This window comes from Aureibacter tunicatorum (assembly GCF_036492635.1).
In the GTDB taxonomy this organism is placed as follows: Bacteria; Bacteroidota; Bacteroidia; order Cytophagales; family Cyclobacteriaceae; genus Aureibacter; species Aureibacter tunicatorum.
The window spans coordinates 1268643-1285513 of sequence record NZ_AP025305.1 but is presented as its reverse complement, the minus strand read 5'-3'; the positions used below and the strand labels follow the sequence as shown (position 1 = coordinate 1285513).

Below are 16871 nucleotides of genomic sequence, written 5' to 3'. Positions count from 1 at the left end.
CAAAATATTGCGCACCTACCTGTTCCCTAATTGATAATTGATTTGCGCGATCAGCTGATTGCTTTGATTAAGAAATGACAAATAATCCTGTTTGATTCTCAACGCTTCTTCCACATTTTGAATGTAAGCGACATAATCAATTTCACCTTCTTTATAACTCTTCGCAGAAGCGTCAATCTGTTCTTCCGCTAGATTCAATGCTGTACTTTGATAATATTCCAAAGATCTCTCAACCTTATCAAATTCCTGAAGCAACTGAACAAATTGGCTTTCCAACCTGATTTTCTGTTCTTCATACGCTCTTTGGCTTATATCTTTCTGAATCTTCGCTGACTGAATTCTTCCCAACTGAGGCTTGAACCACAAAGGCACCGACACACCAACTTGATAGCTATAAACATTGCTACTGTTAGGAGTCTCCTGCAAAGCATATTGCAAATTGATCTTAGGGGCCATTTCATTAGACTCTACTTTTCGTTGCGCATCATTGATTTGCACTTGTTGATCCAACATTTTAAGCGTCGGATTATTAATAACTTCAGTCAATGCGAGATTCTCAGGCAATGAAGCTAAGTTCTGTTCCAACTCTCCTGTCACTTCAATTTCATCAGTAGTATTTAACCAAAGCGCCAACTGTTGTTTTGCAATATTCACATCTACTTCAGCCTGTACTTTAGCCACTTTAACCTGCTGATATTTATTGCTTGCGGAAATATATTCCAGCTTTGTCGTCTCTTCAGTTTCAAATCTGATCCTAGCAACTCTTTCAAAGTCCTTATAGATCTCATTGACTTTATTTATCAAATAAAACCTGCTTTGAGCATAAAGCACACTATAATAAGAAGTCTTGACATTTCTCACCAAATCATTTTCAGTCATTTCCAATACATCTTCCTGAAGCTTTACCTGACTTTTTAGCAATCTACTTTTTGCTGTAAAACTCGTCGGAAAATCAATCGTCTGACCAAAACCAACTTTAGTTGTTACCGGCTCGTCACCCACCTCTTCTCTTCCAGTAAATATATCAGTTTGTCCAAGGTCAAAAGCTGTCTTTCTCATCGCCTCGCTTTGTTCTACTACCAATAAAGCTTTTTTCATCGCTGGAAAATTTTCCTTAGCGACTTCCAATGCCTCTTCCAAAGTATATGCTTGAGGTTCATTTTGAGCTTGAACATCGTAAGGGTTCAATAACTGCGAAGCTCCTAGAATCATTAAACATGCTATTGCAGGCTTTTTTATACCCGAATGATTTCCTTTGCGACTTTCAAGCCATTGATACAATATCGGCAAAACATAAAGTGTCAATAAAGTCGCTGTGAACAAGCCTCCAATCACTACTGTAGCCAGAGGTTTTTGAACCTCTGCTCCGGCACCTGAGGCTATTGCCATAGGCAAAAATCCCAAAATATCCGTTGATGCTGTCAAGACAATCGGTCGCAGTCTGCTGTGCGTTGCTTTTTTGATTCGCTCACGCAAATTTTCAACTCCTGCTTCTTTTAGTTCATTGAGGCTAGTGATCAAAACCAAACCATTCAATACCGCCACTCCAAAAAGGACGATAAACCCAACTCCTGCTGAAATACTAAAAGGCATATCCCGAACAAGCAGTGAAAAAATCCCACCAATAGCCGCCAGCGGAATAGCAATATAAATCACAAGTGACTGGACAGCTGATTTCAAAGCAAAATAAAGCAATACGAATATCAAACCTAAAGCTATCGGAACAACGATTGACAAACGATCTTTCGCTTTTTTCAAATTCTCGAAAGAACCTCCATACTTAATCGAATAGCCCGGTGGCAAATTCAATTGCTCATCCAATATGCTTTCAATCTCAGCCACCAATGTTTCTACATCTCTGCCACGCACATTTACTCCAACAGCAATTTTTCGCTTTGTATTATCTCTTGAGATCTGCATAGGAGCTGGAATGTAATCTATCTGAGCGACTTCTTTGAGAGGAATCTGCTTTCCGTTTGGCAAGCTGACAAAAAGATTGCGAAGTGACTCAATATCCTTCTTAGCATTTTCCTTGAATCTGACTACCATATCAAACTTCTTCTCACCTTCGAAAATAACACCGGCTTTCTCTCCTCCATATCCTGCGCTTATCACTCGATTGATATCCGCAATATTTAACCCATATCTAGCCAACTTCATTCTGTTGTACTTTACAGTCATCTGAGGCAAACCTTCTGTAGCTTCCACCTGCACATCACCAACTCCTGGAACACCAGCGATAAGCTTTCCGACTTCTTCAGCCTTGTGAGACAGAACTCCAAGATCTTCTCCAAAAATCATAATAGCCAAATCTTGACGAACCCCAGTCATCAACTCGTTGAATCGCAATTCCATCGGTTGAGAAAACTGAAAGTTAATTCCCGGTAGCACGCCAAGCTTTACTTTCATCTGATCAATCAACTCATTTTTTGTCTTGGCTTTTGTCCATTCATCTTTAGAGTTAAGAATAATAAACATATCGGCTATATCCATCGGCATAGGATCTGTAGGAATCTCAGAAACACCAATTCTAGCCATGACACTTTTTATTTCATCAGGAAATTCTTTCAATAAAATATCCTCAATCTTTTCACTAGCCTTGGTCGTTTCCGACAATGCACTTCCGGGCTTCAACAAAGCTTGCATAGCTATATCCCCTTCATCAATCTTAGGGATAAATTCTCCTCCCAATCTGGTAAAGAAAAAACCACCAGCGACAAGCAACCCTAAAGAAGCTCCAACGACTATTTTTCCATGATCCAAAGCCCAAGTCAAAGACGGTTCATAGACTCTATGAAATAAACCCATGATTTTATCACCTATGCTTTTTTTCTGCTTTTCCTTTGGTTGCACATTTACAAAAAGCGCTGTGATCATTGGCACATAAGTCAGGCACAATATCATCGCTCCGATCATTGCAAAACTAAAAGTCAATGCCATTGGCCGAAACATCTTGCCCTCGATTCCTGTCAACGTCAATATTGGCAAGAATACGATCAGAATAATCAATTGACCAAAGAAAGCCGCATTCATCATCTTAGAAGAGGCTTCTATCGTCAGGCGATCTCTATCTTCAGCATTCATTTCCTTATTTCGATGCAAGAATCCTGTCATGTAAAATACAGCTGACTCCACAATGATCACCGCTCCATCGACTATAATCCCAAAGTCTATAGCTCCCAAGCTCATCAGGTTAGCCCATACGCCAAAGACATTCATCAAGATAAATGCAAATAACAATGACAATGGAATAGTAGTCGCGACAACCAATCCTCCCCGCCAGTTGCCTAGCAATATCACCAAGATAAAAATCACGATCAAGCCACCTTCGATCAAATTCGTCTTTACCGTTGAAGTCGTTTTCGCTATTAATTGCGACCTATCCAAAAATGGCTTGATCGTCACACCTTCCGGCAAAGATTTCTGAATCTCAGCTATCCTTTCTTTTACTCTTTTGATGACTTTATCAGAATTGGCACCTTTGAGCATCAATACCATTCCGCCGACGGCTTCGTCTCCATTGGCAGTAAAAGAACCATAGCGAACCCCACTTCCAAACTTGACTGTCCCGACATCTTTGACCAATACAGGTCTGCCGTTTTCATTTTTCACCACCGTATTGGCGATGTCATCCTTAGTCAGCATCAACCCCTCTCCACGGATGAAATTTGCTTTTCGTTCTTTTTCAATGTAAGCTCCACCTACATTTTCATTATTAGCCATCAAGGCATCAGCTATTTCTGTGATCGTAATCCCCATACTTTGCAGTTTGTATGGATCTACAGCTACTTCATATTGCTTTTCTTTGCCTCCGAATGTATTCACTTCCACCACGCCGGGGAGCATTGACATCTGACGCTTGACAATCCAATCCTGAATCGTTCTTAGTTCTGTTTCATCGTATTTGTTCTTATACTTAGGATCAACCTCCAAAGTATACTGATATATTTCTCCAAGACCTGTCGTAATTGGTCCCATCTCAGGAGTTCCAAAACCTTCGGGAATCTCTTCTTTTACCTCTCCTAACTTTTCAGAAACAAGTTGTCGAGGCAAATACGTTCCCATATCTTCTTCAAAGACAATCGTCACTACCGAAAGACCAAACCTGGAAATAGAACGAATCTCTTCGACACCCGGCAAGTTCCCCATCGCCAACTCTACAGGATAAGTCACAAACTGCTCAATGTCTGTTGTACCAAGGTTAGAAGATAGAGTAATTACCTGCACCTGATTATTGGTAATGTCAGGCGTTGCATCGATGGGAACTTCCCTCATAGACCATATTCCGGCAACTATCCAAGCCACCATCAACAATCCTATGATAAATTTATTTTTTATAGAAAATTTTATTATTGTTTCAATCATAATGATTCATATTTGAATACCCTGCGGATCAATTGTCCACATTTCAAAAAATATTCTTAAAGTAATTCAAACATCTTAACCAAAGACTCATTTGGGTTTACACTCTTGAGAATAGAATAAATATTCATTGAGCAATCTAGTTATCCCATAGAAACATAGGTCACTACTTAAGTAGGCAATAGCTTTCTTAACTTGGAAATATTTAGATTATAACAAGATGCTGAATTATTATGAAATGAAAGATTTGGGAGGGTTCCAAATATTATGAGCCATATCGAAAAGCTCAGGAGATTTGTATGTAGAATTATACGCTTTTAGAACTATAAGCTCTTCAGTAAAATCAGGTATATGAGCAAACTCTAAACGCTCAAGAGTAATGCCACAGCAGGCACAAGAACAAAATGGCGAACAGATATTATGCTCATGTTCTTCATCACCGGTTTTGTCATCTGAATGAGGCTCTGTAGTCGAGCAATGATTAGCTTCTTTGATCTGTTGCATGTGAGCCAAATCGTGGTCCATAGGCATATCCTGACAAGGCATCAAGCCCAAGCCGAATAAATATGCTGTCAATATGAACACAATCCATCTCATTTGCTAGTCATTAATTCTTTTAAAAAGCCAAGACCATAAGCTGTCAGCTGAACCACAGAAGCGATTATACTTAATACCCCTACTTTTATGCTTTTATTCTGAATACTTGAATCCAATAAGATCCCGCCAAAATAAAACACTACAAAGATGCATGCAATTTTAAATAAATCAAAATTGATAAATGGCAACATCAAAAACACCAACATCGCAATTACAAAACACAATGGGAAAAAATGTACCGGCTTCAAAGCTCCAGGCAAAAACGATCTCATGATGATTCTTGATCTTCCAAATGAAAATATCTGCTTGAAAAATTGCTTAAAACTCCCCCGTCGCTTATGATAAACATATGCTTCAGGAATTAAATCGACCTTAAACCCTGCATTAATCATCCGAACGCTATACTCAATATCTTCCCCCATATTGGTCATCGCGTATCCGCCCGTTTTCTGAAACACCTCCTTGGAAATGCCCATGTTAAAACTTCTTGGCTGAAACTGTCCAACATGCTTTTTCTTTCCTCTGATTCCTCCAGTAGTAAACAAGGAAGTCATGGAGTAAGATATAGCTTTCTGCATATCATTAAAATCTTCAGAAGCTCTATCCGGCCCACCAAAAGCATCAAGCCATTGATTTTCAAGAAATGAATTTACTTCTTCAAAATATTTTTCGGGGATAATACAGTCAGAATCAAACACCACAAAATAATCCCCCGAAGCTTTCTCAAATCCATAATTACGGCTAAATCCCTGTCCCGTATTTTCCTTATAAAAATACTTCACATCCAAACGATCGGAATAAGAGCTTGTGATTTCCTCACACTTTTCGCCCTCTCTAGAGCCATCCTCTACGACAATTACTTCAAAGTGAGTATAGGTCTGTTTTGTCAAGCTTTCTAAAAGCTCGTCTATCTCTTCGGGCCTGTTGTATACAGGAATTACTGCCGTAAACTTAATCATTTCCTACTTCCTCTATCACCAAATAATCATCCTCCTTATGTCCATTCATAGTAATCATTTCGGCAAGAAAGCCTCCTAAGAATAATTGAACACCAATTACCAACATCACCAATGCGATATAGAAAAACGGCTGATCTACAATTTCCCTCACATGAGTTCCATCCTTAAGATTTATCCATTTCTCCCAAATAAGAAATAAAGTGCTAACGAATCCAAACATAAATGACAACGTCCCCAACAAGCCAAAGAAGTGCATTGGCTTCTTGCGAAATTTGGTCACGAAAGTAATCGACAATAAATCAAGAAAACCATTGATAAATCTCTCCAATCCGAACTTGGACACTCCATATTGCCTGGCTCTATGCTCTACTACCTGCTCGCCAATCTTATCAAAACCTCTCCATTTCGCTATCACAGGAATGTAACGGTGCATCTCGCCATGTATAGCTACATTCTTTACGACAGCATTTTTATATGCTTTAAGACCGCAATTAAAGTCATTAAGCTCAATGCCTGAAAGTTTTCTGGTCACCGCGTTAAAAAACTTGGAAGGAACAGTCTTGGAAATCGGGTCATAACGCTTCTTTTTCCAACCGGAAACCAAGTCATAGCCTTCTTTCATGATTTTATCATATAAGGCAGGAATCTCGTCCGGCGAATCTTGCAGATCAGCATCCATAGTAATGACTACATCGCCTTTCACTGCTTTAAACCCTACATTCAAGGCCGCGGACTTGCCATAATTTCTATTGAACTTGATTCCCTTTACGTTTTTATCCTTCGCATTGATTTCTTGAGTAACTTCCCAAGTCCTGTCCGTGCTTCCGTCATCAACGATCACAACTTCATAAGCAAAGTTCTTCTCATCCATTACTTTTTTGATCCAAGAACAAAGCTCCGGTAAAGATTCATCCTCATTATACGAGGGCACTAGTATAGAAATATCTAAATGATTCGCCATTAAAATCCGTAAATTACGCCAAAAAGTACTTTAAAAATTAAACCGAGACTAGAGTTTACAACACCACACCAATCACTATGCCCAGACTGTCAAAATATATTATTAATGGACAAACTTCTCAATAAAGCCTCGTCACATAAAAATATTACTTTTTTATTTTAATTCTTCAAATGGCCTTCTTTTTCTTTTGAGAATTAATGCCAATAAAAATGATGCGACAAAATACCAAAGTATTTTCCAAATGTAATTTACAAATAGTCCCTCCACCCCGTAAGGGTTAGCCTTTTCATGAGCTTTCAACAGTTTTTCCAACTCTTCGCCTGTTAAAATATCTTGCAAATTGCTTGTCAACTTTCTAGTTACAATCTCACTCAACGTATCTCCAAGCGTTGGGTCTACAACTTTAAAAATCAATAATTTAAACAAAAAAACTATCGTTCCTACGCCAATCAACAAAGCCAAGTAAAAATTGAATGCGCATTTGAAAGTTATAAAACCGCCTTGTCTATTTCTCAAACTCACACCCGCGAAATACATCCAAAGTGTATTGACAATGTACAACCCAATAGTGTGGCCTGTGCTGACAAACCACTCCTTATTGATTACAAAAACAAAAAAGAACCATAAAATATCAAAAGTTCCAATTAAGAAAGTGAACTTTACGATATTTTCTTTTACAGAAATCTTCATGATACAAATTGCCTCCTCAGCAATTTAACCACTGCTATCCCTCTTAGTTTGTTTTAGAAAAAACTTATTCTTCTATTGGTTTTGATTTTCTCATCAACATCGTCAAAATCATAGTGATTATTACTCCTGACAATAGTTTTTGAATAAAATCTGTAAGGCCTAATTCCCAAGCCGTCGTTTTCGGAAGTTTGTCGTAATTATCATTGAATACCCCTTCTCCATATTGAGCGATAATCTCAGTTTTGTTTTCCATTAAACCTTTCATCTTCAACTCAATATAATGGGGCAATAATTCAGGCTCGATCCATTGCAAAAGAGCAAACACTGCAATCCCAGAAATTATCCCAATCATAACATAGGTTATAAAGCCAATGGCAACCCCTTGAGAAAATGTCATGTATCCATCTTTGAAAAACTTAAATTCTCGCATTGCAAAAAACACAAAAACAAAAACCAAAGGAGCGGCAAAATAAAACTCTGGACCTAATGGATTATTATCGATAAACACGAAAGCCACCATTGCCAAAACAGCCATCAAACCTCCGATACCACCATACTTAAGGCCTATTTTCACCAACAAGTTATTCATCTTTTTATCTTTATTTCAAATGGAACAAAAAAGACGCTTTGAAAGCGCCTTCCCCATATTTATTTCTTATTATTAATACAATTCCTCTACTTGTCCGTTATTGACAACAGCCTTAGCTCTCCCCTTTAGCTCTTTGCCAAATAATGGCGAGTTGTTCGCTTTTGACTTATTAGTACTCGCGTCAAAAGTCCAATTCGCTTCAGGATCAAACAATGTCAAGCTTAGCTTTTTTCCTTCTTCAATTGTCATGTTCTCCAATCCTAACACTCTTCTTGGGCCCTCCACTAATTTCTCAACAATCAAATCATCATCAAGCCCAGCCTGCTTCAATGAAGAATACACAGTCTGAAGACCAATTACACCAAAATCAGCCAAATCAAACTCCAATTGCTTGCACTCTTGATCGTGCGGAGTATGGCTTGAGACAACCGCGTCAATAGTACCGTCTTTCAAACCAACTTTCAATGCTTCAATATCTTCCGTAGACCTGAAAGGCGGATCAACTTTATAATTCGTGTCGAATCCAACCAACTGAGAATCGTCAAACAGCAATTGATGAGAAGCTATATCGCAAGTTACGTTTAATCCATCTTTCTTAGCTTTTCGAATCAAGTCAACGGACTCTTTAGTGGATAAATTGCTAAAGTGCAACTTGCCTCCTCCAGCATATTCCAACAACTTCAAATCCCTGATGACCATAAGCTCTTCAGCCATAGAAGGGATGCCCTTCATACCCAACATTGTGCTTTGATGACCTTCGTGCATTTGTCCAAACATGGACAAGTACTTATCCGATGGCCTATTCATCAATACTCCATCAAACTTTTGCAAATACTGCAATGCCTTCAATAAAATATCGCTATTATAAAGAGGTTTTTCCCCATCAGTAAAAGCTAATGCTCCTTGATGATGCAAATCCACAATATCAGTAAAATCCTCGCCTTTAGCGCCTTTTGTAACAGCAGCTGCCACATGCAACTGAGTCAATCGTGACCTGTTTCTTGAAGTGACATAATTCACTTCATTTTTTGAGTCAATCACAGGTTCGGTATTTGGCAGAAGCAACACGTCAGTGAAACCTCCGGCTTTCGCCGCATTGGCACCCGACTCCAAATCTTCCTTGAATTCCAAACCAGGGTCATTGAAATTAGCCCTCAAGTCAAACCAGCCTTGCGACAACAACATGCCCTGTCCGTCTATTACTTGATCGGCTTCCGCTTCATTATCATCGATAGAAACGATCACACCATTGTCCAACAGCACATTTTTGACTTGTTTGTTATACTTCGATCCGGCGTCGCGAATCTCCACTGACTTTATTAATACTCTCATTTTTATTTCGGCTAGATTATTTTACAAATCTAATGATTAATACCTCTCCCAATAAAAAAAACAACACAAAAATTACTGCATAAACCCATAATTCACGGCCTTGATATGCTTCGGTAAGGGTTTTTGCAAAATCTTTCGAGTCCAAAGCTTCCATCACATTCACTGATGCTCTACTGCTCGCCATTTCGAGCATATTCTCCAAAGAGTAATTCTCTAGATATGATTCTGATTTATCTGGATTCAATGCGATTACATCCAATGGCCTTCCATCAAGGGTAATATCATAAAAGCCCTTGGTTAATTTATCCTTGGGCAATTCCATCATCAACTTATTACCTTGAAATTGCTGCGCCGGTATCAACTCAAACCCATCGTTTTTCAAAGCCACAACATCTTGTTTGCTAATAGAATCCAGATGCATTCCAACCATTGGTTCGTTAAGGTAATACGCCAATCTGGAAATAACGCCTCCTCTGGATGAATTGGCCAATTTATACATCATCGGGACAAACAAGGCATGATTATTAAACGCTCCTTCATCATCGACTTGAGAGTTCAATACCCAAAGGTTCTTTTGTCCTGCTTCTTCAAAAAGAAATGGCTGTCCGTTCTCATATCTCATTTTCACATCCCTTGCCTTAGGCGACTTGAACGCCATGGAAGCTTCGAACATCTGGTACTTATTTTGGTCTCCATCGAAAATCTGGTCGAAAAAAGGATCTTCCAAATCCAATTTAGAAACTTCATGTCTAGATGCTTCCTTATCTTTCAACTCAAGACTTCTGCCAAGCAATTTATAGCCTGATTTGCCTGCGTTTGAAGTTGGCAAAAGCAAAGCAACGCCCCCTTTTGACATATAATCTTGAAGTCCTGCCGATAATGCCTCATCAACATCATCCAGACCGTTCAATACGACAAAGTCAGATCTATTAAACAAAGAATAATCAAGATTGGAGGCATTATGCCTTTTATAATCAAAAAGTTGATCATTGGAAAAAACATGTCCTATATCTTTAGTCATTTGATTCCCCGCCAAATCCGCAATATTCAACTTCGGCGCTTTTTTCAAAGTGAAGTAATAATCATTGTCATAACTGACAGGAAAATCCTGAATTTCCAACAAGCCCTTATTGACTCTTCCCATCTTATTTCCCAAATCAAAAACCACCTCTTTCTCTTCACCCGGACTAAGATCCACAGTCGTGTTGGCCGTTTGAAAATCATTTATCAATAGTCTTACCGGAACATCATTCCTCGATATGCTTCCTCTGTTCACAAACTTGACATGCAAATGATTTTGTTCAAAATCAGATAAGCTTGGACTGCCCAAATAAACCGTATCAATGAGTATATTCGATGGCGAGTCATAATCCAAAGGCACAATCGTAGTCACAATAGACGAATCTAAGACGTTCAAATCCAAATCACCCATCGTTGATTTTTGAAAATCGGAAAGCCAAAAGGTTTGTCCAGCCTCGTTGCCTTGTTTCAACCGACTCGTAATAGAAGTCCAAGGCCTTGACACTCCTGTCATTTTCAATTCCGTCAGGTATTCTCCTAATTGCTTTTTGGAAAGATACCTATTGGAAATCGGGGAGAAATCATTGGTCAACAACCTGAATTTAGTTCCTTCTGGATAAACCTCTGACAAAGTATTCACATAGCTTATAGCTTCGTCGAAAGCGCTATTGTCATTGGACATTTTATTAGACATGCTTAAAGAATTGTCCAAGTAAATATTCACCTTGTCAGAGGCTACAGCGTCTTCAGACGCGGGAATAAACGGTCTGGCGAAAGCGATCACCAAAAAAGCCAGCGCAAGCATTCTCGAACACAATATCAACAGATGCTTAATCCTTTGCTTGGATTTATTTTGAGATTGAACTTGGTGCAAAAAGGCATTATTGGTAAAATGCACCTTTTTAACTTTTCTCAAATTAAACAGGTGTATCATCACTGGTATTGCCAATGCTGTCAATGCCCAAAGAAACTGCGGATATAAAAAGTTCATGCAAACGTCAGATTTAATTAGTAAAATCGGCTTCCTCCATTACCATCGCCACTCTGGTAGCATTGGCAATATTTTTCAAAACAAGTAATTTAGCTTAGGCAAATATCATTTCAATAATGATATTTCATCTAAAAAAATAAAACCAAAGCAATAAAAAAAGAAAAAGAGTTGAATAATCAACTCTTTAAACATTACTTTTTACTTCCTTCATATAATTCATACTCCAATAATCGACATTCAATTTGCCCATTATTGAAAGGAATTCTTCTTGTTGTTCTCAACCCAATCTTTTTAGCCAAGTCAAGATTACCTGTAAATATATAGCCACAGTAGCCTTGGCAATCCTGCTTTAAGAAGTCTCCTATTCTAGCGTAAGTTTCTTCCAACTCTGGTTCCTCTCCTAATCTCTCGCCATATTCAGGATTCAAGAATACCACCCCTTGGTTTTTAAAAGGAATAAACGTCTCTTCAAAATCGCATAAAGAAAACTCTATTAAGTGATCCACTTCCGCGTATTTCGCATTAAGTCTTGCCGCCTTAAGCGCTTCCGGATCATGGTCAGTGGCTATGATCTTAAATTTCAAATCCTCTTTCACAACCTTGCGTCTTGCCATTCGGCTGATTTTTCTCCAATCCGCTTCATTGTACTGCAAAACATGCATAAAACCGAAATTTTGTCTATATAACCCCGGAGCTTTGTTCAATGCGATCAAAGCAGCCTCTATAGACAACGTTCCACTACCGCACATCGGATTGATGAAATTAGATTCTTTATCCCATTGGGATGATAAGATCAATGCGGAAGCCAAGCTTTCCAATACAGGAGCTTTAAACGATTCCTTGCGATAACCATGCTTCGCTATTGTCGCGCCGCTTGTATCCAAATAGATAGAACATTTATCTCCAACCCAATACATAAAAAAGTTAGTAGCATCTTTTTTAGATCCTGCATCAGGCCTATGTCCGTATTTCTCTTGAAATGAATCAACAATGGCATCCTTTAACTTTAGATTTGGAAATCTAGTGTCAACGATAGAGTCATTTTTCACGAAAGAATCAATGCTAAAATAACCTCTTGACTTGAAGATTTGATCCCATGCAATTCCCTTGGCTTTTTCATACAACTCTTCAGCATTGCTAACCTCAAACTCCTCAATCAACAACAACACTTTGTTGGCTGTTCTTAAGAACATATTCAAAATCATGGCATCATTGAAATCGCCTTTCACCCTTGCGTTTAAAGGGCTGACAAGCTCTCCCTCATATCCCAATTCCTTAAGTTCATCGATAAGAACATCACCCACTTTTGGCTGACAAACTATGTTGATTGTGTTTTTATACATTGTAAACAAATTATTATTACATAGAAAAGGATTCCATACAGCAAATGTACAGAATCCTTTTTAATTTTTTTCAAAAGTCTAAATATTATAACTTCATAGCATCTTTTCCAAGAGCTAAAATTTTCACTTCAAAAGCCAATACTGAAAATGGAGGAATCGCATTATTCGGATTCATATGATTTGCTCCCATTAATTTTCTACGGTAACTTTCAGGGAATGCCCTAAATCCTCTGCTTTCATCAGCTCCATAAGCATACTGAGAAGGTATAAGTATCACAGCTTTTCTTCCAGTCTTCATCAAAGGCAGTGCTTCCATCCATCCAACTATCAAGTTCTCAAGATTAAACTTCTTCACATGATGCTTATAAGATTTCAATGGATTGCCATCTGAATCCAGCAATCTACCGCCATTCGTATCCAAACTATCCAAAGTCGATTCAAATACGTAATCATCATTCATCGGAAGGTAGCCTGTATACTCCAAAGCCATTTTCTCTCCATCTTTCGGATAAAGTCCATCAGGATTATCAGGATCCATGAATATCAGTTTTATCCCGCCCATCAAATCCACAACTTCTTTGCCTTGAAATTCTTGTCGACTACTCAAATATTCCTCTATGAATTTTTGATCAGTCTCCACGATATCATCTTTCCCCACTTTACTATCAATTTTTATATTAATAATTTTTGGAGTAAAAGCTTCGATATTGCCAAAGCCATCAAAAGACGACAAATTAAAATTTCTATAAAAGAAATCGGAAATTCCTATAAACTGCAATGAATCTCCAAGATACAATTGATCAGAATACAAGTTGATTAAGCCTGGAAAAATATTCCCGCCAGCATCCCTATTTTTTCGCACAAATGGCATAGGTTCGCCATCTTCAGCCAAATGCTCATAAATAATTTCCCCTGTCAAGTTCTTCACTTGAAAATATATCCCTACAGTATCCGAAGAGCTAACTTCTCCATCTTCGCTGCCTTGTCTGTCTTTTCTTACATACAAGCCTGTAGTCAACTGAGTTATATCGCTTCCCAAGCTATTTTGATCAATATAGCTTTTAACCTTGTTAATCTCCTCGCTACTGTTGTTACCTCCACCAGAAGAACCTTCATCCGTAACTTCAGAATTACACGCTGTAAACATCAATGCTGAAAGCGAAAATCCAATCAATAAATTCTTAACAGTAAACTTTTTCAATATATTCATAAGGTTAAGTTTGTAAATCAAATCATCATAAAAACGGTGATATTGACCCTAAAGTATAAAAAAAACAGATCAACCTAAAAAGGTGATCTGTTTTTTTTAAATTTCAATATAATTTTTACTTATTCTCTTTATCTTTTTTAGTAACCTTTACCAATTCCACATCAAAGATCAATATAGAATTCGCTGGAATTTTATCTCCGGCAGGGCGGCTTCCATATGCCAAAGGCGAAGGAATATACAAAACAGCTTTTTCACCTGTTCTCAACAAGCCTATGCCTTCATCCCATCCTTTAATCACCTGGCCTCTGCCTAAATAAAAATTCAGTGGCTCATAAGGTCTTCCTTCAGTGAAAATACCAGCTTCTTTCGCTACTTCCGGGTTGTTTGTATCAAATACAGTCCCGTTCATAAGCTTTCCAACATAATTTACAGAAACCTCGTCTCCAGCTTCCGCTTTTTCACCTGATGGGTTTTCATTCTCAATCACATACCTTAGACCAGACTCAGTCGTCTTGTAATTGATATTGTTCTTTTTCAAATAAGCGTCGATCGTTGCCTCGTCCTTAGTCAACTGCTCTTTTTCTTTTTCTTCATTCAACTCTTGAATTTTCTTCATCTGCTCGATTCTCCACTCTTGGAATTCATCAAGCGTCAAAACTTGCTTCACACCGATGTCGAAATTCAACATGTCTCCGCTCTTGGTATTCCAAGTCGTCGGCACCATACCATTGGATTGCAAGCTATCCACTGGAAGTCTAAACTCAACGCTGTCACCTTTCTTAAGCATAGCAAAACCGCTACCCAAAATATTATCTTTAAATGAAAGCGTATCATATCTATACACTTGAGGCACACCCTCTTCTCCAGTATTGATTAAGACAGTATCTTTATTGGAAGTATTTGTCAACACTAAATCGTATACAACAAACTCGCCTTGTTTCGGCTGAGTTCCATTCCCTTTTTTGAAATACTTATACTCCAAACCTTCCTCGTTTTTCTCGAATTTGGCTGAGCATGACTGAAAAAACAAGGCGCTAACACCTACAACTGACCAAGCAAAAATGTTCTTAAGTTTCATTATTCTTTAATATTAATTATTATTCTATTTTGACTATTTAAATATCAACTTTTGAGAGCTTATCCTTATACTTAGGCAACAACTCTTCAAAATAACTCACCGTTTTCTCAAAATTGTAATCCGATCGACCTCCTGAAGCATTTTTGTGGCCTCCTCCATTGAAATGATCTCTGGCGAACTCATTTACCGCAAAGCTGCCCTTAGACCTCAATGAAAGCTTAACACCATCCTCTCTCTCAATAATCATCGCCGCGAATACAATGCCTTCGAGAGACAAAGCATAATTCACCAATCCCTCCGTATCGCCTGTTTTAGATTTAAATTTTTGCAGGTCGCTTTTATCAATCTTAAAATAAGCAGTATTCATTTCCGGGTGAACAACCAGCTTTTCGCTTAACGCGTATCCTAAAAATCTAAGTTTATCAAGTGAATTAGTATCATAAATCAAGCTGCCTACTTTAGAATTTTCAGCTCCCAAATCAATTAATTGGGCGACAACTTCATGAACATTCTTGCTCGTATTCGAGTGCTTAAAACACCCTGTGTCTGTCATAATGCCTGCGTACAAATCGTTAGCTATGTCCACATCAATCAAGTCCTTATAGCCTAAAGCCACCAACGTATCAAATGTGATCTCAGCAGTAGCCGCAGCCTTTGCGTCCCAAATCATATGTTCCGAAAAGCACTCAGGCTCCAAATGGTGATCAACAACAACTTTAACAGCGCTTGACCCTCTGACAATTTCTCCCAATTCATTGATTCTATTCAAGCAAGAGAAATCCACGCAAAAAACGATCTCAGCCTCAGAAATCAGCTTTTCAGCTTTTGCCCTGCTGGAATCATCCTGATCAAATATCAGAACATCTTCAACGCCTTTCATCCACTTCAAAAACCCCGGAAAGTCCGTAGGAGAAACCACGCTTGTTTTGTGTCCAAGCTTATCCAATACTCCTTGCCATCCAAGGCAAGAACCCAAAGCATCCGCATCAGGCTTCATGTGAGGAATAATCACCACCTTTTGTGGATTGGAAATAAGCTGACCAAAAGCCTCCAAATTTAACATACTAAGCCATTATAACTATAATTAAAGTGCTAATCTCAAAAAAAATTTGATAAAGGACAAGAAGCTTTCAACAAAATTGCCTTTTGGAAAGAATTCAGTCTTTATTCCGCTCATACCTTACTCATGTAATTTCACAACAAATCACTCAAGATTTAACTGATTTAAATCAGCAAAAAAAATGACAATTCTTTGTTTAAAAGATTTAAATTAAATAAATTACTCTTCATTCACCCTTTGAATCAAACAAAAAAATATAATTACTCTATGAAAAAGTTCTTTGCAAGCCTAAACCCTTTCGCAAAAAGATACAAGGTAGTAACAAAATTCTACATGGTAGTACCAGGATCAGTATCAAGCTCAGACAAAGTTGTTGACTTCGGCAAAGGCGCTGATGATGAAGCTTATGCGTACTTCCAAAAAGCAGTAGAGGCTACAAGAGCTAAAAAGCTAATTCCTGTTGAAATTCAGGTATTAAAAGGCGATCAAGTTTTGAAATCAGAGTCTTTCGGACCAGTAAATGAAATCAAATCTATGAAGCTTGCTGCTTAGCACATGAAATTCATAAAATTAAGCGAAAATCAACTTTTCGCTTAATTTAAATCACCTTTGATTCGTCATAATTTTGAATAAATTACGTTATTTGGACGTTAATTTCGCACACAACCATACATAAACA

At 38.1% G+C, this 16871-nt stretch carries 13 protein-coding genes; 1 reads left to right on the top strand and 12 read right to left on the bottom strand.

Annotated elements, in window-relative coordinates:
• Positions 1–15 precede the first annotated feature (15 nt).
• The 12 genes from AABK36_RS05540 to AABK36_RS05485 form a co-directional block, all read right to left on the bottom strand.
• Complete coding sequence (locus AABK36_RS05540) at positions 16–4365, bottom strand: CusA/CzcA family heavy metal efflux RND transporter (RefSeq protein WP_309941996.1); 4350 nt, start codon at positions 4363–4365, stop codon at positions 16–18.
• 228 nt (positions 4366–4593) lie between these two features.
• Positions 4594–4959, bottom strand: a complete 366-nt coding sequence (locus AABK36_RS05535) for a hypothetical protein (protein ID WP_309941995.1) — start codon at positions 4957–4959, stop codon at positions 4594–4596.
• Positions 4956–5918 (bottom strand): glycosyltransferase family 2 protein, encoded by a 963-nt coding sequence (locus AABK36_RS05530; protein ID WP_309941992.1) that lies wholly within the window; start codon positions 5916–5918, stop codon positions 4956–4958. The genes AABK36_RS05535 and AABK36_RS05530 overlap by 4 nt, the downstream gene beginning before the upstream one ends.
• Entirely contained in the window at positions 5911–6879 is a 969-nt protein-coding gene (locus AABK36_RS05525; protein ID WP_309941989.1) for a glycosyltransferase family 2 protein, read from the bottom strand. The genes AABK36_RS05530 and AABK36_RS05525 overlap by 8 nt, the downstream gene beginning before the upstream one ends.
• Positions 6880–7032: 153 nt before the next feature.
• On the bottom strand, positions 7033–7569 hold the full coding sequence (locus AABK36_RS05520) for a DUF4199 domain-containing protein (RefSeq protein WP_309941987.1): 537 nt from the start codon (positions 7567–7569) through the stop codon (positions 7033–7035).
• Positions 7570–7633: 64 nt separating this feature from the next.
• Positions 7634–8158 (bottom strand): DUF4199 domain-containing protein, encoded by a 525-nt coding sequence (locus AABK36_RS05515; RefSeq protein ID WP_309941983.1) that lies wholly within the window; start codon positions 8156–8158, stop codon positions 7634–7636.
• A 72-nt stretch (positions 8159–8230) separates the two neighbouring features.
• Positions 8231–9490 (bottom strand): dihydroorotase, encoded by a 1260-nt coding sequence (locus tag AABK36_RS05510; protein ID WP_309941982.1) that lies wholly within the window; start codon positions 9488–9490, stop codon positions 8231–8233.
• A gap of 16 nt (positions 9491–9506) precedes the next feature.
• On the bottom strand, positions 9507–11501 hold the full coding sequence (locus AABK36_RS05505) for a BatA domain-containing protein (RefSeq protein ID WP_309941980.1): 1995 nt from the start codon (positions 11499–11501) through the stop codon (positions 9507–9509).
• Between the two features lie 191 nt (positions 11502–11692).
• A complete protein-coding gene (locus tag AABK36_RS05500) occupies positions 11693–12844 on the bottom strand; it encodes a THUMP domain-containing class I SAM-dependent RNA methyltransferase (protein ID WP_309941978.1) in 1152 nt (383 codons plus the stop codon).
• An 85-nt stretch (positions 12845–12929) separates the two neighbouring features.
• Complete coding sequence (locus tag AABK36_RS05495) at positions 12930–14054, bottom strand: FKBP-type peptidyl-prolyl cis-trans isomerase (RefSeq protein ID WP_309941976.1); 1125 nt, start codon at positions 14052–14054, stop codon at positions 12930–12932.
• A 115-nt stretch (positions 14055–14169) separates the two neighbouring features.
• A complete protein-coding gene (locus tag AABK36_RS05490) occupies positions 14170–15132 on the bottom strand; it encodes an FKBP-type peptidyl-prolyl cis-trans isomerase (RefSeq protein WP_309941975.1) in 963 nt (320 codons plus the stop codon).
• A 37-nt stretch (positions 15133–15169) separates the two neighbouring features.
• Positions 15170–16195 carry a DHH family phosphoesterase gene (locus AABK36_RS05485; RefSeq protein WP_309941974.1) on the bottom strand — a complete coding sequence of 342 codons (1026 nt, stop codon included), beginning with the start codon at positions 16193–16195 and terminating at the stop codon, positions 15170–15172.
• 264 nt (positions 16196–16459) lie between these two features.
• Between AABK36_RS05485 and AABK36_RS05480 the strand changes: the two genes are divergently transcribed.
• Positions 16460–16744, top strand: coding sequence for a hypothetical protein (locus AABK36_RS05480; RefSeq protein WP_309941972.1), 285 nt, complete (start codon positions 16460–16462; stop codon positions 16742–16744).
• The last annotated feature ends 127 nt before the right edge of the window (positions 16745–16871 follow it).

What these genes read in the sequence shown, in the direction of transcription:
- AABK36_RS05510 (WP_309941982.1), bottom strand. Translation starts at nt 9,490, where the DNA reads ATGAGAGTATTAATAAAGTCAGTGGAGATTCGCGACGCCGGATCGAAG.
- AABK36_RS05520 (WP_309941987.1), bottom strand. Translation starts at nt 7,569, where the DNA reads ATGAAGATTTCTGTAAAAGAAAATATCGTAAAGTTCACTTTCTTAATT.
- AABK36_RS05500 (WP_309941978.1), bottom strand. Translation starts at nt 12,844, where the DNA reads ATGTATAAAAACACAATCAACATAGTTTGTCAGCCAAAAGTGGGTGAT.
- AABK36_RS05485 (WP_309941974.1), bottom strand. Translation starts at nt 16,195, where the DNA reads ATGTTAAATTTGGAGGCTTTTGGTCAGCTTATTTCCAATCCACAAAAG.
- AABK36_RS05480 (WP_309941972.1), top strand. Translation starts at nt 16,460, where the DNA reads ATGAAAAAGTTCTTTGCAAGCCTAAACCCTTTCGCAAAAAGATACAAG.
- AABK36_RS05540 (WP_309941996.1), bottom strand. Translation starts at nt 4,365, where the DNA reads ATGATTGAAACAATAATAAAATTTTCTATAAAAAATAAATTTATCATA.
- AABK36_RS05525 (WP_309941989.1), bottom strand. Translation starts at nt 6,879, where the DNA reads ATGGCGAATCATTTAGATATTTCTATACTAGTGCCCTCGTATAATGAG.
- AABK36_RS05515 (WP_309941983.1), bottom strand. Translation starts at nt 8,158, where the DNA reads ATGAATAACTTGTTGGTGAAAATAGGCCTTAAGTATGGTGGTATCGGA.
- AABK36_RS05495 (WP_309941976.1), bottom strand. Translation starts at nt 14,054, where the DNA reads ATGAATATATTGAAAAAGTTTACTGTTAAGAATTTATTGATTGGATTT.
- AABK36_RS05530 (WP_309941992.1), bottom strand. Translation starts at nt 5,918, where the DNA reads ATGATTAAGTTTACGGCAGTAATTCCTGTATACAACAGGCCCGAAGAG.
- AABK36_RS05535 (WP_309941995.1), bottom strand. Translation starts at nt 4,959, where the DNA reads ATGAGATGGATTGTGTTCATATTGACAGCATATTTATTCGGCTTGGGC.
- AABK36_RS05490 (WP_309941975.1), bottom strand. Translation starts at nt 15,132, where the DNA reads ATGAAACTTAAGAACATTTTTGCTTGGTCAGTTGTAGGTGTTAGCGCC.
- AABK36_RS05505 (WP_309941980.1), bottom strand. Translation starts at nt 11,501, where the DNA reads ATGAACTTTTTATATCCGCAGTTTCTTTGGGCATTGACAGCATTGGCA.